Source organism: Staphylococcus sp. GDX8P114P-2 (assembly GCF_017892945.1).
Classification (GTDB): domain Bacteria; phylum Bacillota; class Bacilli; order Staphylococcales; family Staphylococcaceae; genus Staphylococcus; species Staphylococcus arlettae.
The window spans coordinates 62,984-83,926 of sequence record NZ_JAESMB010000001.1 but is presented as its reverse complement, the minus strand read 5'-3'; the positions used below and the strand labels follow the sequence as shown (position 1 = coordinate 83,926).

Annotated in this window: 20 protein-coding genes; 18 read left to right on the top strand and 2 right to left on the bottom strand. The window is 32.9% G+C overall.

From position 1 onward, the window contains the following. The first annotated feature begins 69 nt into the window (after positions 1-69). From rpsL to tuf, 4 genes are all read left to right on the top strand, one after another. Entirely contained in the window at positions 70-483 is a 414-nt protein-coding gene (gene rpsL / locus KA845_RS00395) for a 30S ribosomal protein S12 (RefSeq protein WP_002509424.1), read from the top strand. Between the two features lie 70 nt (positions 484-553). Beyond that, on the top strand, positions 554-1,024 hold the full coding sequence (gene rpsG / locus KA845_RS00390) for a 30S ribosomal protein S7 (protein WP_002509425.1): 471 nt from the start codon (positions 554-556) through the stop codon (positions 1,022-1,024). 120 nt (positions 1,025-1,144) lie between these two features. Next, on the top strand, positions 1,145-3,235 hold the full coding sequence (gene fusA, locus KA845_RS00385; protein ID WP_103388463.1) for an elongation factor G: 2,091 nt from the start codon (positions 1,145-1,147) through the stop codon (positions 3,233-3,235). A 215-nt stretch (positions 3,236-3,450) separates the two neighbouring features. Then, positions 3,451-4,638, top strand: a complete 1,188-nt coding sequence (gene tuf, locus KA845_RS00380) for an elongation factor Tu (protein WP_002509426.1) — start codon at positions 3,451-3,453, stop codon at positions 4,636-4,638. Between the two features lie 105 nt (positions 4,639-4,743). On the opposite strand, the gene KA845_RS00375 is transcribed toward tuf, so the two are convergent. Then, the gene (locus KA845_RS00375; protein WP_103388462.1) at positions 4,744-5,919 is read right to left on the bottom strand and encodes a M20 family metallopeptidase; all 1,176 of its coding nucleotides are present in this window, start codon (positions 5,917-5,919) and stop codon (positions 4,744-4,746) included. A 189-nt stretch (positions 5,920-6,108) separates the two neighbouring features. On the opposite strand from KA845_RS00375, the gene KA845_RS00370 reads away from it, so the two are divergent. Further along, entirely contained in the window at positions 6,109-7,299 is a 1,191-nt protein-coding gene (locus tag KA845_RS00370) for a glycine C-acetyltransferase (protein ID WP_167868135.1), read from the top strand. Between the two features lie 105 nt (positions 7,300-7,404). Here KA845_RS00370 and KA845_RS00365 read toward each other — a convergent pair whose 3' ends face one another. Further along, entirely contained in the window at positions 7,405-7,902 is a 498-nt protein-coding gene (locus tag KA845_RS00365) for a hypothetical protein (RefSeq protein WP_167868134.1), read from the bottom strand. A gap of 230 nt (positions 7,903-8,132) precedes the next feature. On the opposite strand from KA845_RS00365, the gene KA845_RS00360 reads away from it, so the two are divergent. From KA845_RS00360 to KA845_RS00300, 13 genes are all read left to right on the top strand, one after another. After that, complete coding sequence (locus tag KA845_RS00360; protein WP_021459834.1) at positions 8,133-8,705, top strand: GNAT family N-acetyltransferase; 573 nt, start codon at positions 8,133-8,135, stop codon at positions 8,703-8,705. A 16-nt stretch (positions 8,706-8,721) separates the two neighbouring features. Beyond that, positions 8,722-9,228 carry a GNAT family N-acetyltransferase gene (locus tag KA845_RS00355; protein ID WP_002509431.1) on the top strand — a complete coding sequence of 169 codons (507 nt, stop codon included), beginning with the start codon at positions 8,722-8,724 and terminating at the stop codon, positions 9,226-9,228. Between the two features lie 237 nt (positions 9,229-9,465). Continuing rightward, positions 9,466-10,134, top strand: a complete 669-nt coding sequence (locus tag KA845_RS00350; RefSeq protein ID WP_021459836.1) for a Wzz/FepE/Etk N-terminal domain-containing protein — start codon at positions 9,466-9,468, stop codon at positions 10,132-10,134. A gap of 16 nt (positions 10,135-10,150) precedes the next feature. After that, positions 10,151-10,846, top strand: coding sequence for a polysaccharide biosynthesis tyrosine autokinase (locus tag KA845_RS00345; protein WP_210127736.1), 696 nt, complete (start codon positions 10,151-10,153; stop codon positions 10,844-10,846). Continuing rightward, positions 10,839-11,606: a tyrosine-protein phosphatase gene (locus KA845_RS00340; RefSeq protein ID WP_002509434.1), complete on the top strand. Its 768-nt coding sequence runs from the start codon at positions 10,839-10,841 to the stop codon at positions 11,604-11,606. The genes KA845_RS00345 and KA845_RS00340 overlap by 8 nt, the downstream gene beginning before the upstream one ends. A gap of 63 nt (positions 11,607-11,669) precedes the next feature. Beyond that, positions 11,670-13,427 carry a nucleoside-diphosphate sugar epimerase/dehydratase gene (locus KA845_RS00335; protein WP_245338042.1) on the top strand — a complete coding sequence of 586 codons (1,758 nt, stop codon included), beginning with the start codon at positions 11,670-11,672 and terminating at the stop codon, positions 13,425-13,427. Positions 13,428-13,437: 10 nt separating this feature from the next. Then, a complete protein-coding gene (locus KA845_RS00330) occupies positions 13,438-14,475 on the top strand; it encodes a nucleoside-diphosphate sugar epimerase/dehydratase (protein ID WP_002509436.1) in 1,038 nt (345 codons plus the stop codon). Continuing rightward, positions 14,472-15,581, top strand: a complete 1,110-nt coding sequence (locus tag KA845_RS00325) for a polysaccharide biosynthesis C-terminal domain-containing protein (protein WP_002509437.1) — start codon at positions 14,472-14,474, stop codon at positions 15,579-15,581. The genes KA845_RS00330 and KA845_RS00325 overlap by 4 nt, the downstream gene beginning before the upstream one ends. Positions 15,582-15,585: 4 nt before the next feature. Beyond that, the gene (wecB, locus tag KA845_RS00320) at positions 15,586-16,716 is read left to right on the top strand and encodes a non-hydrolyzing UDP-N-acetylglucosamine 2-epimerase (RefSeq protein WP_002509438.1); all 1,131 of its coding nucleotides are present in this window, start codon (positions 15,586-15,588) and stop codon (positions 16,714-16,716) included. Further along, positions 16,710-17,333: a CatB-related O-acetyltransferase gene (locus tag KA845_RS00315; protein ID WP_021459840.1), complete on the top strand. Its 624-nt coding sequence runs from the start codon at positions 16,710-16,712 to the stop codon at positions 17,331-17,333. Before wecB ends, KA845_RS00315 begins: the two co-directional genes overlap by 7 nt. Before the next feature lie 10 nt (positions 17,334-17,343). Next, positions 17,344-18,456 carry a glycosyltransferase gene (locus tag KA845_RS00310; protein ID WP_107374070.1) on the top strand — a complete coding sequence of 371 codons (1,113 nt, stop codon included), beginning with the start codon at positions 17,344-17,346 and terminating at the stop codon, positions 18,454-18,456. Positions 18,457-18,471: 15 nt separating this feature from the next. Further along, positions 18,472-19,653, top strand: coding sequence for a lipopolysaccharide biosynthesis protein (locus KA845_RS00305; protein ID WP_021459842.1), 1,182 nt, complete (start codon positions 18,472-18,474; stop codon positions 19,651-19,653). 5 nt (positions 19,654-19,658) lie between these two features. Beyond that, positions 19,659-20,921: an O-antigen polymerase gene (locus KA845_RS00300; protein ID WP_167868133.1), complete on the top strand. Its 1,263-nt coding sequence runs from the start codon at positions 19,659-19,661 to the stop codon at positions 20,919-20,921. The last annotated feature ends 22 nt before the right edge of the window (positions 20,922-20,943 follow it).

Here is a 20,943-nt window from a genome sequence, read left to right as displayed (position 1 = left end):
TTTTATTTAACCTAAAAATGAACCACCTGGATGTGTGGGATTAAAAAAGAAGAGAGGAGGACATTTTAAATGCCAACTATTAACCAATTGGTGCGTAAACCAAGACAAAGTAAAGGTAAAAAATCTGATTCACCAGCTTTAAACAGAGGTTTTAACAGTAAAAAGAAAAAATTTACTGACTTAAATTCACCTCAAAAACGTGGTGTTTGTACTCGTGTTGGTACAATGACACCTAAAAAACCTAACTCAGCGTTACGTAAATATGCACGTGTGCGTTTATCAAATAACATTGAAGTAAATGCATACATTCCTGGTATCGGACATAACTTACAAGAACACAGTGTTGTACTTGTACGTGGTGGACGTGTAAAAGACTTACCTGGTGTGCGTTATCATATCGTACGTGGTGCGCTTGATACTTCAGGCGTTGATGGACGTAGAAAAGGTCGTTCATTATACGGAACTAAGAAACCTAAAAAATAAGTTTAAAATTTCGTAAATTTTACTTATAAAATCTCAAAATATATTATAATAGGAAGGGAGGACTTACATTATGCCTCGTAAAGGATCAGTCCCAAAAAGAGACGTATTACCAGATCCAATTCATAACTCAAAATTAGTTACAAAATTGATCAACAAAATTATGTTAGATGGTAAACGTGGAACAGCTCAAGGAATTCTTTATAATGCTTTCGAACTAGTTCAAGAACGTAGTGGTAGAGATGCATTAGAAGTATTTGAAGAAGCTATTGAAAATATCATGCCAGTATTAGAAGTTAAAGCTCGTCGTGTTGGTGGTTCTAACTATCAAGTACCTGTAGAAGTTCGTCCAGAACGTCGTACTACATTAGGATTACGTTGGTTAGTAAACTATGCTCGTCTTCGTGGTGAAAAAACTATGGAAGAGCGTTTAGCTAACGAAATCTTAGATGCAGCTAACAATTCAGGTGGCGCAGTTAAGAAACGTGAAGATACACACAAGATGGCTGAAGCAAACAAAGCGTTCGCTCACTATCGCTGGTAAGATGGTAGTTTTTACCCTGAGTATGTTCCAATTTGATAGTTTACTATCTGTGGCTCGTGCTTAGGGCATCGCCATATTTATAGTATTTATTCGCAGTAATACTGGAAGGAGAAAAAATACATGGCTAGAGAATTTACTTTACAAAGAACTCGTAATATCGGTATTATGGCTCACATTGATGCTGGTAAAACAACTACGACAGAACGTATTCTTTACTATACTGGCCGAATCCATAAAATCGGTGAAACACATGAAGGTGCTTCACAAATGGACTGGATGGAGCAAGAACAAGATCGTGGTATCACTATCACTTCAGCTGCAACAACAGCACAGTGGGATGATCACCGTGTAAATATCATTGATACACCAGGACACGTAGACTTCACAGTTGAAGTTGAGCGTTCTTTACGTGTACTTGACGGTGCGGTAACAGTACTTGATGCTCAATCAGGTGTTGAACCACAAACTGAAACAGTTTGGCGTCAAGCTACTACTTATGGTGTACCTCGTATTGTATTCGTAAACAAAATGGACAAGTTAGGTGCAAACTTTGAATATTCAGTTAGCACTATTCATGACCGTTTACAAGCGAATGCACAACCTATCCAATTACCAATTGGTGCAGAGGATGAGTTCGAAGCAATCATTGACCTAGTAGAAATGAAATGTTTCAAATACAACAATGACTTAGGAACTGAAATTGAAGAAATTGAAATTCCTGAAGATCAAAAAGACAGAGCAGATGAAGCACGTGCTAACTTAATTGAAGCCGTTGCTGAAACTAATGAAGACATCATGGAAAAATATCTTGGTGATGAAGAAATCACTATTGATGAATTGAAAGCTGCTATCCGTAAAGCAACTACTGATGTAGAATTCTACCCAGTACTAGTTGGTACAGCATTCAAAAACAAAGGTGTTCAATTAATGCTTAATGCTGTAATTGACTACCTACCATCACCATTAGATGTTAAACCAATCATTGGTCACCGTGCTGAAGATCCTGACGAAGAAGTTATTGCTAGAGCGGATGACGATGCAGAATTTGCTGCATTAGCATTCAAAGTAATGACAGACCCTTACGTTGGTAAATTAACATTCTTCCGTGTGTACTCAGGTACGTTAACATCAGGTTCATATGTTAAAAACTCAACGAAAAATAAACGTGAACGTGTAGGTCGTTTATTACAAATGCACGCTAACTCTCGTCAAGAATTAAACACTGTATACTCAGGCGATATCGCTGCTGCGGTAGGTCTTAAAGATACAGGTACTGGTGATACTTTATGTGGTGAGAAAAATGACATCATCTTGGAATCAATGGACTTCCCAGAGCCAGTTATTCACTTATCAGTAGAACCAAAATCTAAAGCAGACCAAGATAAAATGACTACTGCTTTAGTTAAATTACAAGAAGAAGATCCAACTTTCCATGCTCACACAGATGAAGAAACTGGACAAGTTATCATCGGTGGTATGGGTGAACTTCACTTAGATATCTTAGTAGACCGTATGAAGAAAGAATTTAACGTTGAATGTAATGTTGGTGCGCCAATGGTTTCTTACCGTGAAACATTCAAGCAATCAGCACAAGTTCAAGGTAAATTTGCTCGTCAATCAGGTGGACGTGGACAATATGGTGACGTTCAAATCGAATTTACGCCTAACGAAACTGGCGCAGGTTTCGAATTTGAAAATGCCATTGTTGGTGGTGTAGTTCCTCGTGAATACATTCCATCTGTTGAAGCTGGTCTTAAAGATTCAATGGAAAATGGTGTATTAGCTGGATATCCATTAATTGATGTTAAAGCTAAATTATTTGATGGTTCATACCACGATGTCGATTCATCTGAAATGGCCTTCAAAATTGCTGCATCATTAGCACTTAAAGAAGCTGCTAAAAAATGTGATCCAGTTATCTTAGAACCAATGATGAAAGTAACAATCGAAATGCCTGAAGAGTACATGGGTGACATCATGGGTGACGTAACATCTCGTCGTGGACGTGTAGATGGTATGGAACCACGCGGTAACGCACAAGTTGTTAACGCATTTGTACCACTTTCAGAAATGTTCGGTTATGCAACATCATTACGTTCAAACACTCAAGGTCGCGGTACTTATACTATGTACTTTGACCACTATGCAGAAGTTCCAAAATCAATCTCTGAAGAGATTATCAAGAAAAACAGTGGAAACCAAGCTGAATAATTAAACTTGTGTTGTACGACAAACGTCGGTAAAATACAAAATAAGCTTAATTATAAGCCATCCAATTGTTTGAATTGATTTTTTGGTCTAAATGCATTATAAAGGAACTATGTTCCTTTGCATCAACTTGTTATCTGTCTTCTCATGATGGTGAGAAACTGTCATGAGAGATAATTATTAAATATATTTTCTAAGAGAATAGGAGAGATTTTATAATGGCTAAAGAAAAATTTGATCGCTCAAAAGAACATGCCAATATTGGTACTATCGGTCACGTTGACCATGGTAAAACAACATTAACAGCTGCTATCGCAACTGTATTAGCAAAAAATGGTGACGCTGTAGCTCAATCATATGACATGATTGACAACGCTCCAGAAGAAAAAGAACGTGGTATTACAATCAATACTTCACACATCGAATATCAAACTGAAAAACGTCACTATGCTCACGTTGACTGCCCAGGACACGCTGACTATGTTAAAAACATGATCACTGGTGCTGCTCAAATGGACGGCGGTATCTTAGTAGTATCTGCTGCTGACGGCCCAATGCCACAAACTCGTGAACACATCTTATTATCACGTAACGTTGGTGTTCCAGCATTAGTAGTATTCTTAAACAAAGTTGACATGGTTGACGATGAAGAATTATTAGAATTAGTAGAAATGGAAGTTCGTGACTTATTAAGCGAATATGACTTCCCAGGTGACGATGTACCTGTAATCGCTGGTTCTGCTCTTAAAGCTCTAGAAGGCGACGCTGACTACGAGCAAAAAATCTTAGACTTAATGCAATCAGTTGATGATTTCATCCCAACTCCAGAACGTGACTCTGACAAACCATTCATGATGCCAGTTGAGGACGTATTCTCAATCACTGGTCGTGGTACTGTTGCTACAGGCCGTGTTGAACGTGGACAAATCAAAGTCGGCGAAGAAGTTGAAATCATTGGTATGCAAGAAGATTCAAGCAAAACAACTGTTACTGGTGTAGAAATGTTCCGTAAGTTATTAGACTACGCTGAAGCTGGTGACAACATTGGTGCTTTATTACGTGGTGTTGCTCGTGAAGACATCCAACGTGGTCAAGTATTAGCTGCTCCTGGATCAATTACACCACATACTAAATTCAAAGCTGAAGTTTATGTATTATCTAAAGACGAAGGTGGACGTCATACTCCATTCTTCAGTAATTACCGCCCACAATTCTATTTCCGTACTACTGACGTAACTGGTGTTGTTAACTTACCAGAAGGTACTGAAATGGTTATGCCTGGCGATAACGTTGAAATGGACGTTGAGTTAATTTCTCCAATCGCTATCGAAGACGGTACTCGTTTCTCAATTCGTGAAGGTGGACGTACTGTTGGATCAGGCGTTGTTACTGTAATCGAAAAATAATTTAAACTTTATCTAATATAGATGTAGTTTGAAGCCTCCATTATTGGAGGCTTTTTTTGTATTCAAAAAAGATAGGTAGCATTGTTGTACCTATCTTCTGAAGTATTATTTAGTTATAATGACTTGCTCTAGTTCTAAAATTTTTAAAAAGGTGCTGACTGCATATTTCATCGCAGATTCGTCAATATCAAAATACGGACTGTGATGTGGCGCAGTTGTGCCTTTGGTTTCGTCTCCACAACCAGTGAGGAAAAAAGCACCCGGACGTACGCGTTGATAATGAGAAAAATCTTCTCCGACCATCATCAACTCAGCATTATTAAAACGGAAATTTAATTGATCTGCAGCAGCTTGTACGACATCATAAGCTTGTGGATGATTATGCACTGGTAAATACCCTTTAATATAATCAAAGGTATATGTGATGTCGTTCGCGACTGCTAAACCTTCTAATATTTTTTCCAATCGTTCAATAACATGTTGCTGTATTTCTGTATCAAAAGTGCGTACTGTGCCACGACAATAAGCAGCGTCAGGGATAACATTGTCAGCATCGCCAGCTTTAATCATTCCAAAACTCACTACGGCTTGTTTAACCGGGTCTATCGTACGTGAAACGATTTTTTGTGCGCTTAAAATAAATTCAGCCATAACGACTACAGGATCTATTGTTTCGTGTGGTTTAGCGCCATGACCACCTTGTCCTTGAATCTTAATATTAAATTCATCAGGTGAAGCCATCATCGCGCCATTGCGTGAATAGATAGCACCAGTAGGATAGCCACTCCATAAATGGTTTCCATATATACGATCTACATCTTGTAAACAGCCAGCATCAATCATTTCTTGAGAACCACCAGGCATTATTTCTTCACCATATTGGAAAATCAGTACGACATCTCCATTTAGGTTATTGCGGTGTTCGTCTATAAGTTCAGCCACACCTAATAAAATAGCTGTATGGCCATCATGTCCACATGCATGCATTTTTCCAGGATGCTTTGATTTAAAGTCTAAATTCGTTAATTCATCTATGGGTAAAGCGTCAAAATCGGCACGTAAAGCGATTGCTGGACCATCACCTTTGCCTGAAAATCTTGCAACGATACCATTACGGCCAACAGGTGATTGTATATCGCACGATAATTGGCTTAATTGATTTAAAATAAAATCATACGTATGTTCTTCTTCGAATGATAACTCAGGATATTGATGGAGATATCTGCGAATTTGAATCATTCTATTTTCTTTCATATTTGCTAGTTGATACCAATCAAACAATTTCAACCCTTCTTCCTATTCTATTTTCATATGACTTCAGTATAACATTTTCCTTCTAAAGCCTATAGAGCACGAGTTAAAATATTATCTTTAGAATTAATTTTCAATGCCGTATTTAGTACTTTTAACTTAAATCAAAATGCGATATGATGGGGTTAAGTACATAGACAACTCAAAGGGGGAATCACAGTGGTACAATCACTGAATGACTTTTTAACAGAGAATATTAATTATTTAAAAGATAATGGACTCTACAACGAAATAGACACAATTGAAGGTGCGAATGGCGCTGAAATTAAAATTAATGGTAAAAACTATATTAATCTATCATCAAACAACTATTTAGGACTAGCGACAGATGAAGACTTAAAAACAGCAGCTAAAAATGCCATTGATACGCATGGTGTGGGTGCAGGTGCAGTACGTTCAATCAATGGGACATTAGATTTACATGATGAATTAGAGCAAACATTGGCGCAATTTAAAGGAACAGAAGCAGCTATTGCTTATCAATCTGGCTTTAATTGTAATATGGCTGCGATATCTGCAGTAATGAATAAAAATGACGCTATTTTATCAGATGAATTAAACCATGCTTCTATTATTGATGGTTGCCGTTTATCAAAAGCTAAAATTATCCGTGTGAATCATTCTGATATGGAAGACTTACGTGCCAAAGCAAAAGAAGCAGTGGAATCAGGACAATATAATAAAGTAATGTATATTACAGATGGCGTCTTTAGTATGGATGGAGATGTTGCAAAATTACCAGAAATCGTAGAAATCGCTGAAGAATTTGGATTGTTAACTTATATTGATGATGCACATGGTTCAGGTGTTATGGGTAACGGCGCTGGTACTGTAAAACATTTCGGTTTACAAGACAAAATTGATTTCCAAATCGGCACATTATCAAAAGCAATTGGTGTTGTAGGCGGTTATGTGGCAGGTACTCAATCATTAATCGATTGGTTAAAAGTACAATCAAGACCTTTCTTATTCTCTACTTCATTAGCTCCTGGAGATACAAAAGCGATCACAGAAGCTGTTAAAAAATTAATGGCTTCAACTGAATTACATGATAAATTATGGGAAAATGGCAATTATTTAAAAGCAGGTTTAAAAGAATTAGGCTTTGATATTGGTCAATCAGAAACGCCGATTACACCAGTCATTATTGGTGATGAACAGAAAACACAAGATTTCAGTAATAAACTGAAAGAAGAAGGTGTTTATGTAAAATCAATCGTATTCCCAACTGTACCAAGAGGCACAGGACGTGTACGTAATATGCCAACTGCAGCACATACTAAAGAGATGTTAGATGATGCCATTGCAGCATTTGAAAAAGTTGGAAAAGAATTAAATATTATTGAATAGATTAATTGAGCATATTTCATAGAAATTTTTGCTGTAATAAATGAATAATGACTATAAGAAGAAGCTAGAACAGACAATTGTTCTAGCTTCTTTGTTATCATGTGACTAATGGGCATGTCTTTTAGTAATGGAATCTTTGGCAGTATTAGTATCGTCACGTTGTTTTGCATCTTGTTGTGCTTTAGCTTCTTTTGCCTCTTTAGTTTGTAGAAATGGTATAGTACACCACACGACATGCAATAAAATCGTAAATATAATGAGGACGATTGGTATGAAAATTTGAATGATACTGATATCAACAATAAAAGAAATGATAATAAATGCTGTGATGGATGGTAACGTACAGACAATTACTAACGTAAGTAACACAAATTGTAATACTTGTGTAGCGACTGAGTTAAATAAGTCTAACACTAAGATAAAGATATAAAATAGTGTAATGAGTACAAGCAATACAACAATCCAACCTTCAGATAAGCCACTTTGACTCTCGATGTAAGATTGATATGGTGTTAGTGTTGGTAAAATAAAAATCAGCATCGTTGCCAACCAAGCTAAAATTCCAAAGAATGTGAATAAAATATTAGACAGATGTTTATTCATTGTAACAACCTCCTTAAATGCTTGGTTCTAGCATGTTATAACAAAGAAAATATCAATGTTTATAAGTGTAAAATTACTTATTATCAGTATACCCATCTCGAAAAAAAGTAAGCATGGCGGAATTTTTTACTAACAAATTAGAAAGTAGTATGATAGGGTCAACTAGCTTAATTAACGGTGTGCAATATACAGAAAATTGTGGTTTTTTATTTTAAAAGGGGAATAACTAAATGAAATACAATTTAAGGTTGCATTTTCAGACACAACGTCTTATCATTAGACCGTTGGAAAAAAATGACTATCATTCATGGTATAACGGTTATAGTAACAGTAAGCCAGCACAATATAAATATGATAAGGGACAACTTGATTTATTAGAGAAGACCGAATCATGGTTTTACACACTTGTGCGTAACCAACAAGAAGCGATAAAAGAAGATGATATTTATTATTTTGCTATCTTTGATAAACGTGGGCAACATATCGGAATGATAGATTTGAAAACATTAAGTAGGGACAATTTTCAATGGGCAGAATTAGGCTACTTTATTCACAACCAATTTTGGAGACGTGGCTATGCCTATGAAGCACTAGTTGAAATCGTGGCACAAGCACAACAGATATTACATTTTCATAGAATAGAAGCACATGTCAATCTTGATAATGAACCATCACAAAAGCTATTAGAAAAAGTGGGCTTCCATTTTGAGTGTATACGTAAGGGATTTATATTTGAAAATGGTCAATGGACGGATCATTTTGTTTATTATTTAAACACACATAATAATGATATAAGTAGTTAGAAGGAGGCACATCAGCATGGCTGAATTTAGAGAGTTGGCAATGTCAGATGAATCTTTATATTGTAATTATATGAAGGAATGGATAGATAATGATGAGCAAATCGTTCCATCGATTACAAGTATTACAAAATATAGTTGTTTCGAAGAATTAGTGCATGAACTAGCACATAATAAAACACGCGATGAAACAGTGGATAACACAACATTCTTCTTAATTGATGATGAAGAAATTATCGGTGCAGTTAATATTAGACATCATTTAAATGATTCATTGAAAAAAGTCGGTGGTCACGTTAGTTACGGCATACGCAAAAAATATCGTGGTAAAGGTTACGGTAATAAAATCTTGAAGAAAGCTTTAGATTATTTATCACGTATTGGCGTACAAGAAGCCTTAATTACTTGCAATGCAGATAATGAAATTTCATTGTCAGTCATTGAGCATAACGGTGGCGAAGAAATCGAACCATATACAAAAGAAGATGGTACAACAACACGACGTTTCTTATTCGACATTGCATAATAAATTTACAACAAAATAAGAATTACACATTTTTTTGGAAGCACTTTTTTATTAAGTGCTTCCTTTTTTTTGCTTATTTTAAAATTTACCACAGCTTGAAAGTATATTCAGGTAAAATTTTAATGCAACATATTTGTAAATTACAATATGGTTCGCAATAAAAATTGTGAGCAAATATTGATATTACAAAATGGATGGCATTTAATCAATTGTAAAACATGATTAATGGAGGTAAATATGGAAAAAACATTAGATTTGATGAAGTTAAAAGACATAATAAAGAAAAACTTAAAGTTCTTATGTTTAGTGCCACTTTTATTTTTAATTAGTAGTGCAATGATTACTTTTTTTATTATGGTTCCCAAATATGAAGCTTCTACCCAAGTCTTGGTTAATCAAAAAGAAAGTGATGGTCAGCAATTTAATCCGCAACAAGTACAAAGCAATATTCAATTAGTAAATACATATAATGAAATTATTAAAAGTCCTCGTATTTTAGAGGCCTCTGCCAGAAAACTAAGCAAAAAATATAGTGCGGACGATATTGCTGCAATGTTAACTGTGTCAAATCAGGCTGAAACGCAATTATTAAACATTAATATACAAAGTGAAAATAAGAAGGAAACGGAAAAAATTGCTAATACTATTGCACAGGTATTTAGTGATGAAGTGACTGACATTATGAATATAGATAATGTGTCAATTTTATCTAAAGCTAATGGGACCGCCATACAAGTTGCACCTAAACCACTTGTAAATTTATTTATCGGATGGACATCGGGATTATTAGTAGCGCTGTTTGCTGTTGTGCTAAAAGAATTATTTGATAAACGTATAAAAACAGAAGTAGATGTAGCAACGGAATTGGACTTACCAGTTCTAGGCGCTATACAAAAATTCAAATAAGGAAGGTTGCTCAGCTATGGCTAAAAAGAATAAAAATATAACACCCCTGTACACATATGATCAACCCAAATCAACGATTAGTGAAAAGTTTAGAGGAATAAGGTCGAATATTATGTTTTCGAATGCAAATGCTGAAATTACAGATATCATAGTTGCCTCAGAAAAAACTGCAGCAGGAAAAAGTACGATTGCAGCAAATATTGCAATTACATATGCGCAAGCAGGTTATAAAACATTACTTATAGACGGTGATATGCGTAAACCGACGCAACATTATGTTTTTGATGTAACGAACAATAATGGATTATCAAACTATATGTTAGGTAGGGCAATGTATCAAGATGCTGTCAAAGAGACGTTCGTTGCAAATTTGTTTGTACTAACTTCTGGTCCGATACCACCGAATCCATCTGAGTTAATTGGTTCAGAAAAATTTAAAACAGTATACCAGCAACTAAAGCAAGAGTTTGATTTTATTGTGATCGATACACCACCGGTAACGAGTGTGACTGATGCTCAACTATACGCTATCAATGTGGTGAATTGCATTTTAGTCATTGATAGCGAAAAGAATGATAAAAATGAAGTGAAAAAAGCTAAAGAATTAATAGAAATATCAGGAGCAAAAGTTATTGGTGTTGTATTAAATAAAATGCCGAAAGATAAATCGTCAAATTACTATTATTATTACGGAGATGATAGTAATGATTGATTTTCATAATCACGTGTTAATTGATGTTGATGATGGACCACAAAATATTGAAGCAGCGAGTAAACTGCTACAACAAGCACGTACAGAAGGAGTAACTGAAATAATAGTGACGCCTCATCATTTACATCCTAAATATTCAACGACTATGCACTGTGTTGAAGAAAAGTTGTTGGAATTACAAAATCATGAAGAAGTAAAACAATTGAACATTAACTTTTATGCGGGACAGGAAATTCGATTGACAGATCAAATTATTACTGAGCTAGAACAAGGAACTATTAAAGGAATTAATGATTCACGTTATTTATTAATTGAATTTCCATCGAACGAAGTGCCGTATTATACGCATAAGCTATTTTATGAATTACAAAATAAAGGATATATACCAATCATTGCACATCCAGAAAGAAATAAAGAAATGAGTCAAAATCTTGATGTATTATTTGAGCTAATTAACATGGGAGCTTTAAGTCAATTGACTTCTGGATCGTTAGTAGGTGTTTTTGGTAAAAACGTTAAAAAGTTAGCATTTCAAATGATAGATAACAATTTAGTACATTTTGTAGGTTCCGATGCACATCATGCCATACATCGTCCATTTTTGATGCGTAGCTTATTTCAGGACCGTAAGGTGAAGCAGTATCATGGTGAATTAACTAATTTTTTAACAAATGCACAAAAGGTGGTTAGGGATGTACACATATCCAAATTTAAGCCAACTCAGGGATATAAAGAGAAAAAATGGTTTGGACTAACTTAGTAAATTGAATGAGGGATTATAGTGACGCACATTTCTGCAAGATTACGGTTATTAATATTAATTATGATTGATTCAATAATAGTAACTTTCTCAGTCTTTGTAAGTTATTTTATCTTACAGCCATATTTTGAAAGTTATTCTATTAAATTATTAATGTTATCAGCGCTGTCGTTGTTAATATCGCATCACATTTTTGCCTTGGCTTTTAACTTATATCATCGGGCATGGGAGTATGCTAGTGTGGGTGAACTCTTGTTAGTTGTGAAAGCGGTAACTTCATCTATTGTGAGCACAATGATTATCGTAGCAATCTTAACAGCGCAAAGTCCATTTATTAGGTTGTATTTTATTACATGGATGATGCATTTAATATTTATTGGTTGTTCTCGTTTATGTTGGAGAGTATCAAGTAAACACTTTGGTGGCAAAGCATATAATAAAAAACCTACATTAGTTGTCGGTGCTGGCCAAGGAGGTTCGATGTTGATTCGTCAAATGTTGAAAAGTGTTGAGATGAAATTAGAACCAGTATTGGCAGTAGACGATGATCCGAAAAAGTACAAAATAGCAATTACTGAAGGAGTTAAAGTACAGGGAACGATAGCTGATATTCCGGAGTTAGTAAAGAAATTTAACATCAAAAAAATTATTATAGCAATACCTACAGTTAATCAAAAGAGACTAAAAGAAATTAATAATATCTGCAATATTGAAGGTGTTGAGTTATTAAGAATGCCTAATATTGAGGAAGTTATGGCAGGAGAAATTGAAGTTAATCAACTGAAAAAGGTAGAAGTTGAAGATTTACTTGGGAGGGACCCAGTAGAACTAAATATGCAAATGATATCACAGGAGTTAACGCATAAAACGATATTAGTTACCGGTGCAGGTGGTTCTATAGGCTCAGAAATTTGTCGCCAAGTTTGTAAATTTAGCTCGAACAAAGTCGTGTTGTTAGGACATGGTGAAAATAGTATTTATTTAATACACCAAGAATTGTCCAAACAGTATGCAGGGGAAATTGAGTTAGAACCTGTAATAGCCGATGTGCAAAATAGAGTGCGATTATTTGAAGTGATGAATTACTACAAACCGTATGCCGTGTATCATGCAGCAGCACATAAACACGTTCCACTGATGGAATATAATTCACAAGAAGCATTACGTAATAATGTACTAGGAACGAAAAATACTGCAGAAGCAGCGAAACATGCAGCTGTGAAAAAGTTTGTCATGATTTCTACAGATAAAGCAGTAAACCCACCGAACGTTATGGGAGCGACAAAGCGAGTTGCAGAGATGGTTATACAAAGTTTGAACGACAAAACATCACAAACAGACTTTGTCGCTGTCCGTTTCGGTAATGTGTTAGGTTCGCGAGGTTCAGTAATTCCATTATTTAAGCAACAAATAGAAGCGGGTGGCCCGGTTACTGTAACGCATCCAGAAATGACGCGGTATTTTATGACGATACCAGAAGCATCAAGATTAGTATTACAAGCTGGTGCCTTAGCACAAGGCGGAGAAGTTTTCGTACTCGATATGGGAAAACCAGTAAAAATAGTAGATTTAGCGCGTAATCTTATTAGGTTAAGCGGTAAAAAAGAAGAAGATATCGGTATTGAATTTTCTGGTATAAGACCAGGAGAAAAGCTATACGAAGAGTTACTGAATGAGGGTGAAATACATCCAGAACAAGTATATGAAAAAATCTATCGAGGTAAAGTGAAATTCTTCTCTCGAGTAGAAGTAGACGAAATCATAAATGATTTAGTAAATAACTTTTCTAAAGAAAAAATTATCCAGATTGCTAATGAATAGGAGAATTAATATGTTTAAAGATAAAGTGCTATTAATCACTGGTGGAACAGGGTCATTTGGTAATGCCGTTATGGATAGATTTCTTGAAACAGATATTAAAGAGATTAGAGTGTTTTCAAGAGATGAGAAAAAGCAAGACGATATGAGAAAAAAGTACAATCACCCTAAATTAAAATTTTATATAGGTGACGTGAGAGATTCACGTAGTGTAGAAACTGCTATGAGAAATGTAGATTTTGTATTTCATGCAGCAGCTTTAAAACAAGTGCCTTCTTGTGAATTTTTCCCAATAGAAGCTGTTAAAACAAATATACTCGGTACTGAAAATGTACTACAAAATGCTATTCGTCATAATGTAAAAAAAGTAATTTGTTTATCTACAGATAAAGCTGCCTATCCGATTAATGCAATGGGCATTTCTAAATCAATGATGGAAAAAATATTTGTAGCTAAATCTAGAAATGTGGATAGTGAGCAAACATTAATTTGTGGTACTAGGTACGGTAATGTGATGGCTTCAAGAGGCTCAGTCATTCCTCTCTTCATAGAAAAAATTAAAGCTGGAGAACCATTAACAATAACAGATCCAAATATGACAAGGTTTTTAATGACTTTAGAAGAAGCCGTTGAATTAGTGATTTATGCATTTGAGCACGCACAAAATGGAGACATTATGGTTCAAAAAGCACCGAGCTCAACAGTTGGAGACCTTGCGACAGCACTTTTACAATTATTTGAAGCATATAATGACCTCAAAATAATCGGTACAAGACATGGTGAGAAAAAGTCTGAAACATTATTAACTCGCGAGGAATACGCTCAATGTGAAGATTTAGGAAATTATTTCAGAGTGCCAGCAGATTCAAGAGATTTGAATTACAGTAATTATTTTGAAGATGGTAGTAAAAGTATTACTGCATCTTATGAATATAATTCTGATAATACGACAATATTAACAGTTGAAGAAATTAAGGAGAAATTGCTGACTTTAAAATATGTTCGTACTGAATTAAGCAAATACCATAAAAGACAGGAGCGTTTACATTGAAAATTGTTATAACTGGCTCAAATGGCTTTGTAGGAAAAAACCTAAAAGAAGATTTGAAAGCAACAACAGATTATGAAATTTTTGAAGTGCACAGACAAACTTCCTCAGATGAATTAAAACAGTATTTACTGGTAGCTGATTCAGTTGTGCATTTAGCAGGCGTAAATAGGCCTCAAAATGATACGGAATTTAAAATAGGTAATGTAGACTTTTTACAACAAATACTTGAAATCTTAAAAGATAACCCTAAGCAACCAAAAATTATTTTTGCTTCATCAATTCAAGCTGAAATTGATACACCATATGGTAATAGTAAACGTGAAAGTGAGCATCTACTTATTAATTTTGCAGTACAAAATGGCAATGAAAGTTTAATTTATCGCTTGCCTAATTTATTTGGTAAATGGTGCAAACCGAATTACAACTCAGTTATTGCTACGTTTTGCCATAATATTGCTCGAAATAAAGAAATACAAGTTAATGATGAGGATGTTGAACTTAAATTAAACTATATTGATGACGTTATTAAAGAATTTAAAAATGCAATTGCAGGACGACCGACTATTAAAAATGACAGACCCGAAGTACCTAATGTATTTGAAGAAAAATTAGGTACAGTAGCTAAACTATTATATCGATTTAAAGAAATGAATATAAATAAATCACTCCCAAATATTGAAAATCCATTTGAACGAGCATTGCATAGTACATTTTTAAGTTACTTACCTAAAGATAAATTTAGTTATCCTTTAAAAATGAATGTTGATGATAGAGGATCATTTACAGAGATTTTTAAAACTATAGATAGAGGTCAAGTTTCGGTTAATATTTCAAAACCTGGCATTGTGAAAGGAAACCATTGGCATCATACAAAAAATGAAAAATTTTTAGTTGTTTCTGGTCATGGTGTTATTCGTTTTAGAAAAGTTGGAGATGACAAAATTATTGAATATCCTGTTACTAGCGAAAAACTTGAAGTAGTTGATATTCCAGTAGGTTATACACACAATATTGAAAACTTAGGTGACACAGATATGGTTACAATCATGTGGGTAAATGAAATCTTTGACCCACATAATCCAGATACATATTTCTTGGAGGTCTAAATAAGTGAAAAAATTAAAATTAATGACTGTTGTTGGTACAAGGCCTGAAATTATTCGGTTATCAGCAACTATAAAATCATGCGATAAGTATTTCAATCACGTATTAGTACATACGGGTCAAAATTATGACTATACGCTGAATCAAGTGTTTTTTGAGGATTTAGAATTAAGAAAACCAGACTACTTTCTTGAAGTGGTAGGAAGTCATTTAGGTGAAACAATGGGTAACATTTTAGCAAAATCATATGAAGTTTTAGCTGAAGAAATGCCAGATGCACTGTTAATTTTAGGAGATACCAATAGTTGTTTAGCAGCGTTATCAGCGAAAAGACTTAAAATTCCAGTATTTCATATGGAAGCAGGAAACAGATGTTTTGATCAAAATGTACCAGAGGAAATTAATCGGAAAATTGTCGACCATGTCAGTGATGTTAACTTACCTTACACAGAACATAGTAGACGCTATTTACTTGATGAAGGTATCCAAAAACAAAATATTTTTGTGACAGGGTCTCCTATGAAAGAAGTATTAGATGAACATTTAACTAAAATTGAGGGAAGTAGCATTCTTTCAAACTTAAAGTTAACACCGCAAAATTATATTTTAGTGTCAGCGCATCGTGAAGAAAATATTGATAATGAGCAAAACTTCTTATCATTGATGAGTGCGATTAACGCAATTGCAGAGAACTATCAAATGCCAGTTATTTATTCAACGCATCCAAGAAGTTGGAAAAAAATTGAAGAAAGAAACTTCAAATTTCATCCATTGGTTAGTCAATTAAAACCATTTGGCTTCTTTGATTATAATGCATTGCAGAAAAATGCATTTGTCGTATTATCCGATAGCGGTACATTGTCTGAAGAATCAGCTATTTTAAAATTCCCAGGTGTCTTAATCCGTACATCAACTGAAAGACCGGAAGTACTTGATAAAGGGACAGTTATTGTTGGTGGCATTTCATATGCCAATCTTGTGCAATCTGTAGAATTAGCGAAATTAATGCAAGAAAATGACGAGCCAATGGTTGACGCAATCGACTATCAAGATAGCAATGTTTCAACAAAGGTCGTTAAAATTATTCAAAGTTATAAAGATATTATTAATCGCAATACTTGGAGGAAATCATGTTAAATAAAGTATTTGCTTTAATAAAATCATCATCTTCTAAGGAAAAAAATGTGAAGATAAATAGATTAGCTTATGTTACTAATTCAACTTTTGAAGGTAATAATTATGTCGATAGATTCTGTAAAGTCAGAAATTCTACTATCGGTAAATATAGTTATATTGGTTTTGGTAGTGATTTTAATAACGTTAAAATAGGCAATTACTGTTCAATTTCATCTGATGTAAAGATGGGTTTAGGTAAGCATCCAGTAAATTTTTTTAGTAGCTCTCCTGTCTTTTATTCAAACAATAACCCTTTTGGTTTAAAAGAAGCTTTTTTGAAATTTGATGAGAGTCCGAAGAAAATTGTTGTTGGACATGATGTATGGATTGGAGCTAGTGCAATCGTACTAGATGGTGTTCAAATAGGTACTGGTGCAATCATAGCAACAGGAGCAGTTGTAACGAAAGATGTTGCTCCTTATGAAATTGTAGGTGGAATACCAGCTAAAGCTATAAAAAAAAGATTTGATAATGTAACTATTCAGCAGTTACTTGAAAGTAAATGGTGGTTAATGGAGCCAAAAGAACTTAAAGCAAATAACTTTTCATTAAATAATTTTAAAGTTTCGAAAGAATAGGAAGAGATAAATGAAAATTTTAAATATCGTATCAAGTAATATTGTTCAAGATCCTAGAATTTTGAAGCAAATGGAGACGATTAAAAATGTTACTAATACTCATTTAATGATTGGAATGAATAATAAAAATGTTACAGAAGAACGCTTAAAGCAGATAGATTTTAAATATAAATTAATTGGTGATAAAAAAGATTCTACTTCAATTTTAAGTAAGCTATCTAAACGCATTAAATTTGCCAAAGGTGTAATAAGACAAATTAAAAATTATAAACCAGACGTTATTCATGCAAATGATTTTGATGTGTTGCTAATGGTTTACTTAAGTGGTTATAAAAAAGCCAATATCATTTTTGATGCCCATGAAATATATGCTAAGAACGCATTTATCAATAAGTACAGAGTTATATCTAAAATTGTTGAACTTATTGAAAAACATATTATAAATAAAAGGGTGAATGCATTTGTTACTGTGAGTCATGCAGCTAAATCATATTATTTAAAAAAAGGTTATAAAAAAACGCCACATGTGATTACCAATGCACCGTTTCTCGATGAATCATTGACTTTAACTAAAAGTAGTGAAATTAATGAAGTTGTTTATCAAGGTCAGATTGTTGCAAATCGTGGTTATGAGGAGTTTGTTAAAGCTGCTACAATTCAGCATGAACAACCAGTTAATTATGTGATTAGAGGATTTGGCCCACAAGAAGACGAAATTAGAAAACTCATTAAAGTAGAAAATGCTAACGTAAAATTAGCTAAACCTGTAGAAGTAAAAGAGTTAGTTCAAAAACTAAGTGAAAGTGATATTGGTGTAGTTCTTACTAAACCTGTTTCAATAAATTTTAAATATACAGTGTCTAATAAAATTTTTGAATGTATACATGCTGGATTGCCAGTAATATTATCTCCAGTTAAAGAACATTACTACTTAAATGAAAAATATGAATTTGGAATTGTAATAGACAAAGTAACACCTCAAAACATTGCTGAAGCCGTGCAAACATTATTAAATAATAAAATTTTATACAACAAATTAAGATGTAATGCTATTAAGGCATCTAATGAGCTGAATTGGCAAAATGAAAGTGAAAAATTAAAAAGAATATATTTAAGTAATTAATAGTGTGGTAGCAAAATGAATAAATCAAAAGACTTTATCTATAGTGTGTTATCTAACGTAATGATCATGGTTTTAATGCAGTTTTTACTTCTACCTATTTATTCAAAATCACATTCTACAATAGAATTTGGGAACTTCATTTTACTTTTAACATTAGTTAATATGATTTCACCTATCATAGGGAACACATTGAATAACATAAGATTAATAAATAAAAATAAAGATCAAATAATTGAATCGGAATACTTATTTTTAATATTTATGGGATCTGTAATAGTAATGTGTGTAACGGGTCTTTATTCTCTAGTGAATCAGTTTGCATTCATAGATATTATGTTTTCTAGTTTGTGGTCAGCATTTTTATTAATAAGATGTTATTTATTTGTATATTACAGATTAGATTTTCGATTTAAATCACTATTTTATATAAGTTTAGTAGCAAGTGCAATTATGATAATAGGCGGCGTAAGTATGTATTTATTGCATACATCTGTGTTCGTAATATTATTTTTGAGTGAATTTTTAATGAGTATATTAATGATATTTGAATATAAGAACGTATTAAAAAAAACAAATATTAAAATGTTAAATAAAGTTGATTTTAAAAGTTATTTAGAGCTTCTTAGTGCTAATTCCATATTAAATTTAATTAATTACTCAGATAGGATATTGCTAAGTATATTCTTAGGAACTATTTATGTGCCATTATTCTTTATTGCTACTATAATTGGCAAAATTTCTAATATACTAATCAATCCCATTGTTACCGTGTTATTGAGTTATGAAGTTGATAACAAACAAGAGATTACGACAGCTCAAGTAAGAAAGACGTGGAAGTTAATAATATTTTTATCAATTATAATATCAATTTTTATTTCCGTACTTTCATGGGTCTTTATTTATATATTTTATAATGAGTATATTTACAAAGTTCAATTGTTAATATTTCCAGCGAGTTTAGGGGTGATTTTAATGTCGAGTTCAGCATTGCTACAAATAAAATTGCTTGCTAACAATCAATATAGAAATAATTTGATAATTAACTTATTCACATTAATAATAATTGTTTTACTTAGTGCAATATTGACTAACATTATAGAAATATATGGATATGCAATCGCTTTAATAATTTCAGCAATATATAAGCATTTTGCCATTTATAAAAATATTTTAAAGCTAATTCAGAATAAAGGGTGAATTGTGTGATTATATTTTTCTTTGTAACAATATCGGTTACTTATGCGATATATTTATTGCGTTCAAATTTTAGGTTTATAAGTTTATTATTTTTAACAGTTTTTAGTATAAGTTTTTTATTACCTATAATAATGGATAAACCTTTTAATTATAAATTGTATTTAGATGCCTCAAATTATGATTACACTAATAAATTGTATTTACTAGCTTTGATTGTCTTTGTAGTTACTAATCTTATTATTCAACTTGCAAATATAAAATTTGAAATGAACAATTTATTAATAATAAAAACAAAAAATATAGATAATATCTATCCAATATATGTATTAGCAACAATTGTTGTAATAATGTTAACAGGATTGAACATTGTTACTGGTGGTTCGACTGCAACTCTTGAAAATAGCTCTATAATGAAAATGTTACAAGGATCAGTGCTATTGGGTTACTTATATCTTTCATATTTATATTTATATAATTCAAATAATACAAGAAATAAAGTGAAATCTTTATTTCTAATTCTTATTAGTGTAATAGTAGTAACAATCTTCATATTTGGAAGACGCATTTTAATATATCCCACTATAGCAATTTTAGTACTTTACATTTATAAAAAAGGGAAAACACCAAACCTTCTTCATTTATCAGTAATTGCACTATCAACTATATTAATTATATTACCTTTAATGATGAGCATTCGAACTTATGGTTTGAAGGATGGTTTTGTGAATTTTAAAGATATATTAGTCGGAGATTACAACAAATATATAGATTATTTAGCAGTAGGAACGGATGTGAATTATTCATATTCTTTAGCAACTATAATTACTAATTATCAAGTACATGTAAATATATTAACATTATTCAAACCATTATTTATTTTTATACCTAGAAGTATTTGGCCGAATAAACCCCAACCTTTGTCGGAAGAAATAGTTAAAAAATTAAATTTTCCATTTGATCAAGGGATGTCAATTCCACCAGGGTTTGTAGGTGAAGCATATATATATTTAGGTGTTTTTGGAATAATTTTAGCGAGTATAATATTTGCAATATTTTGTGGTTTAGCTGACCAGTACAGTTTGAGCTTAAGAAAAGCTGAAAATGGAATATATAGTATTAATTTAATTTTAATAACTATTTTATCTATTCAATTGATTATGGGTTCTATTCGGGGAGATACTGCAACAAATATTCAAGAAGCATTATATTTATTTATTCCGTTAGCATTATTGCTTTGGTTATCACAAATTAAGCTTAAGTTTAAATAAATTTGAAAATCTAAGGTGAGTA

Excerpts from the sequence above, each read along its gene's own strand:
- KA845_RS00340 (WP_002509434.1), top strand. The coding sequence starts at position 10,839 with ATGATTGATTTTCATAATCACGTGTTAATTGATGTTGATGATGGACCA.
- rpsG (WP_002509425.1), top strand. The coding sequence starts at position 554 with ATGCCTCGTAAAGGATCAGTCCCAAAAAGAGACGTATTACCAGATCCA.
- KA845_RS00350 (WP_021459836.1), top strand. The coding sequence starts at position 9,466 with ATGGAAAAAACATTAGATTTGATGAAGTTAAAAGACATAATAAAGAAA.
- KA845_RS00365 (WP_167868134.1), bottom strand. The coding sequence starts at position 7,902 with ATGAATAAACATCTGTCTAATATTTTATTCACATTCTTTGGAATTTTA.
- KA845_RS00355 (WP_002509431.1), top strand. The coding sequence starts at position 8,722 with ATGGCTGAATTTAGAGAGTTGGCAATGTCAGATGAATCTTTATATTGT.
- KA845_RS00345 (WP_210127736.1), top strand. The coding sequence starts at position 10,151 with ATGGCTAAAAAGAATAAAAATATAACACCCCTGTACACATATGATCAA.
- KA845_RS00310 (WP_107374070.1), top strand. The coding sequence starts at position 17,344 with ATGAAAATTTTAAATATCGTATCAAGTAATATTGTTCAAGATCCTAGA.
- rpsL (WP_002509424.1), top strand. The coding sequence starts at position 70 with ATGCCAACTATTAACCAATTGGTGCGTAAACCAAGACAAAGTAAAGGT.
- KA845_RS00330 (WP_002509436.1), top strand. The coding sequence starts at position 13,438 with ATGTTTAAAGATAAAGTGCTATTAATCACTGGTGGAACAGGGTCATTT.
- KA845_RS00360 (WP_021459834.1), top strand. The coding sequence starts at position 8,133 with ATGAAATACAATTTAAGGTTGCATTTTCAGACACAACGTCTTATCATT.
- KA845_RS00305 (WP_021459842.1), top strand. The coding sequence starts at position 18,472 with ATGAATAAATCAAAAGACTTTATCTATAGTGTGTTATCTAACGTAATG.
- KA845_RS00335 (WP_245338042.1), top strand. The coding sequence starts at position 11,670 with ATGATTGATTCAATAATAGTAACTTTCTCAGTCTTTGTAAGTTATTTT.
- fusA (WP_103388463.1), top strand. The coding sequence starts at position 1,145 with ATGGCTAGAGAATTTACTTTACAAAGAACTCGTAATATCGGTATTATG.
- KA845_RS00315 (WP_021459840.1), top strand. The coding sequence starts at position 16,710 with ATGTTAAATAAAGTATTTGCTTTAATAAAATCATCATCTTCTAAGGAA.
- tuf (WP_002509426.1), top strand. The coding sequence starts at position 3,451 with ATGGCTAAAGAAAAATTTGATCGCTCAAAAGAACATGCCAATATTGGT.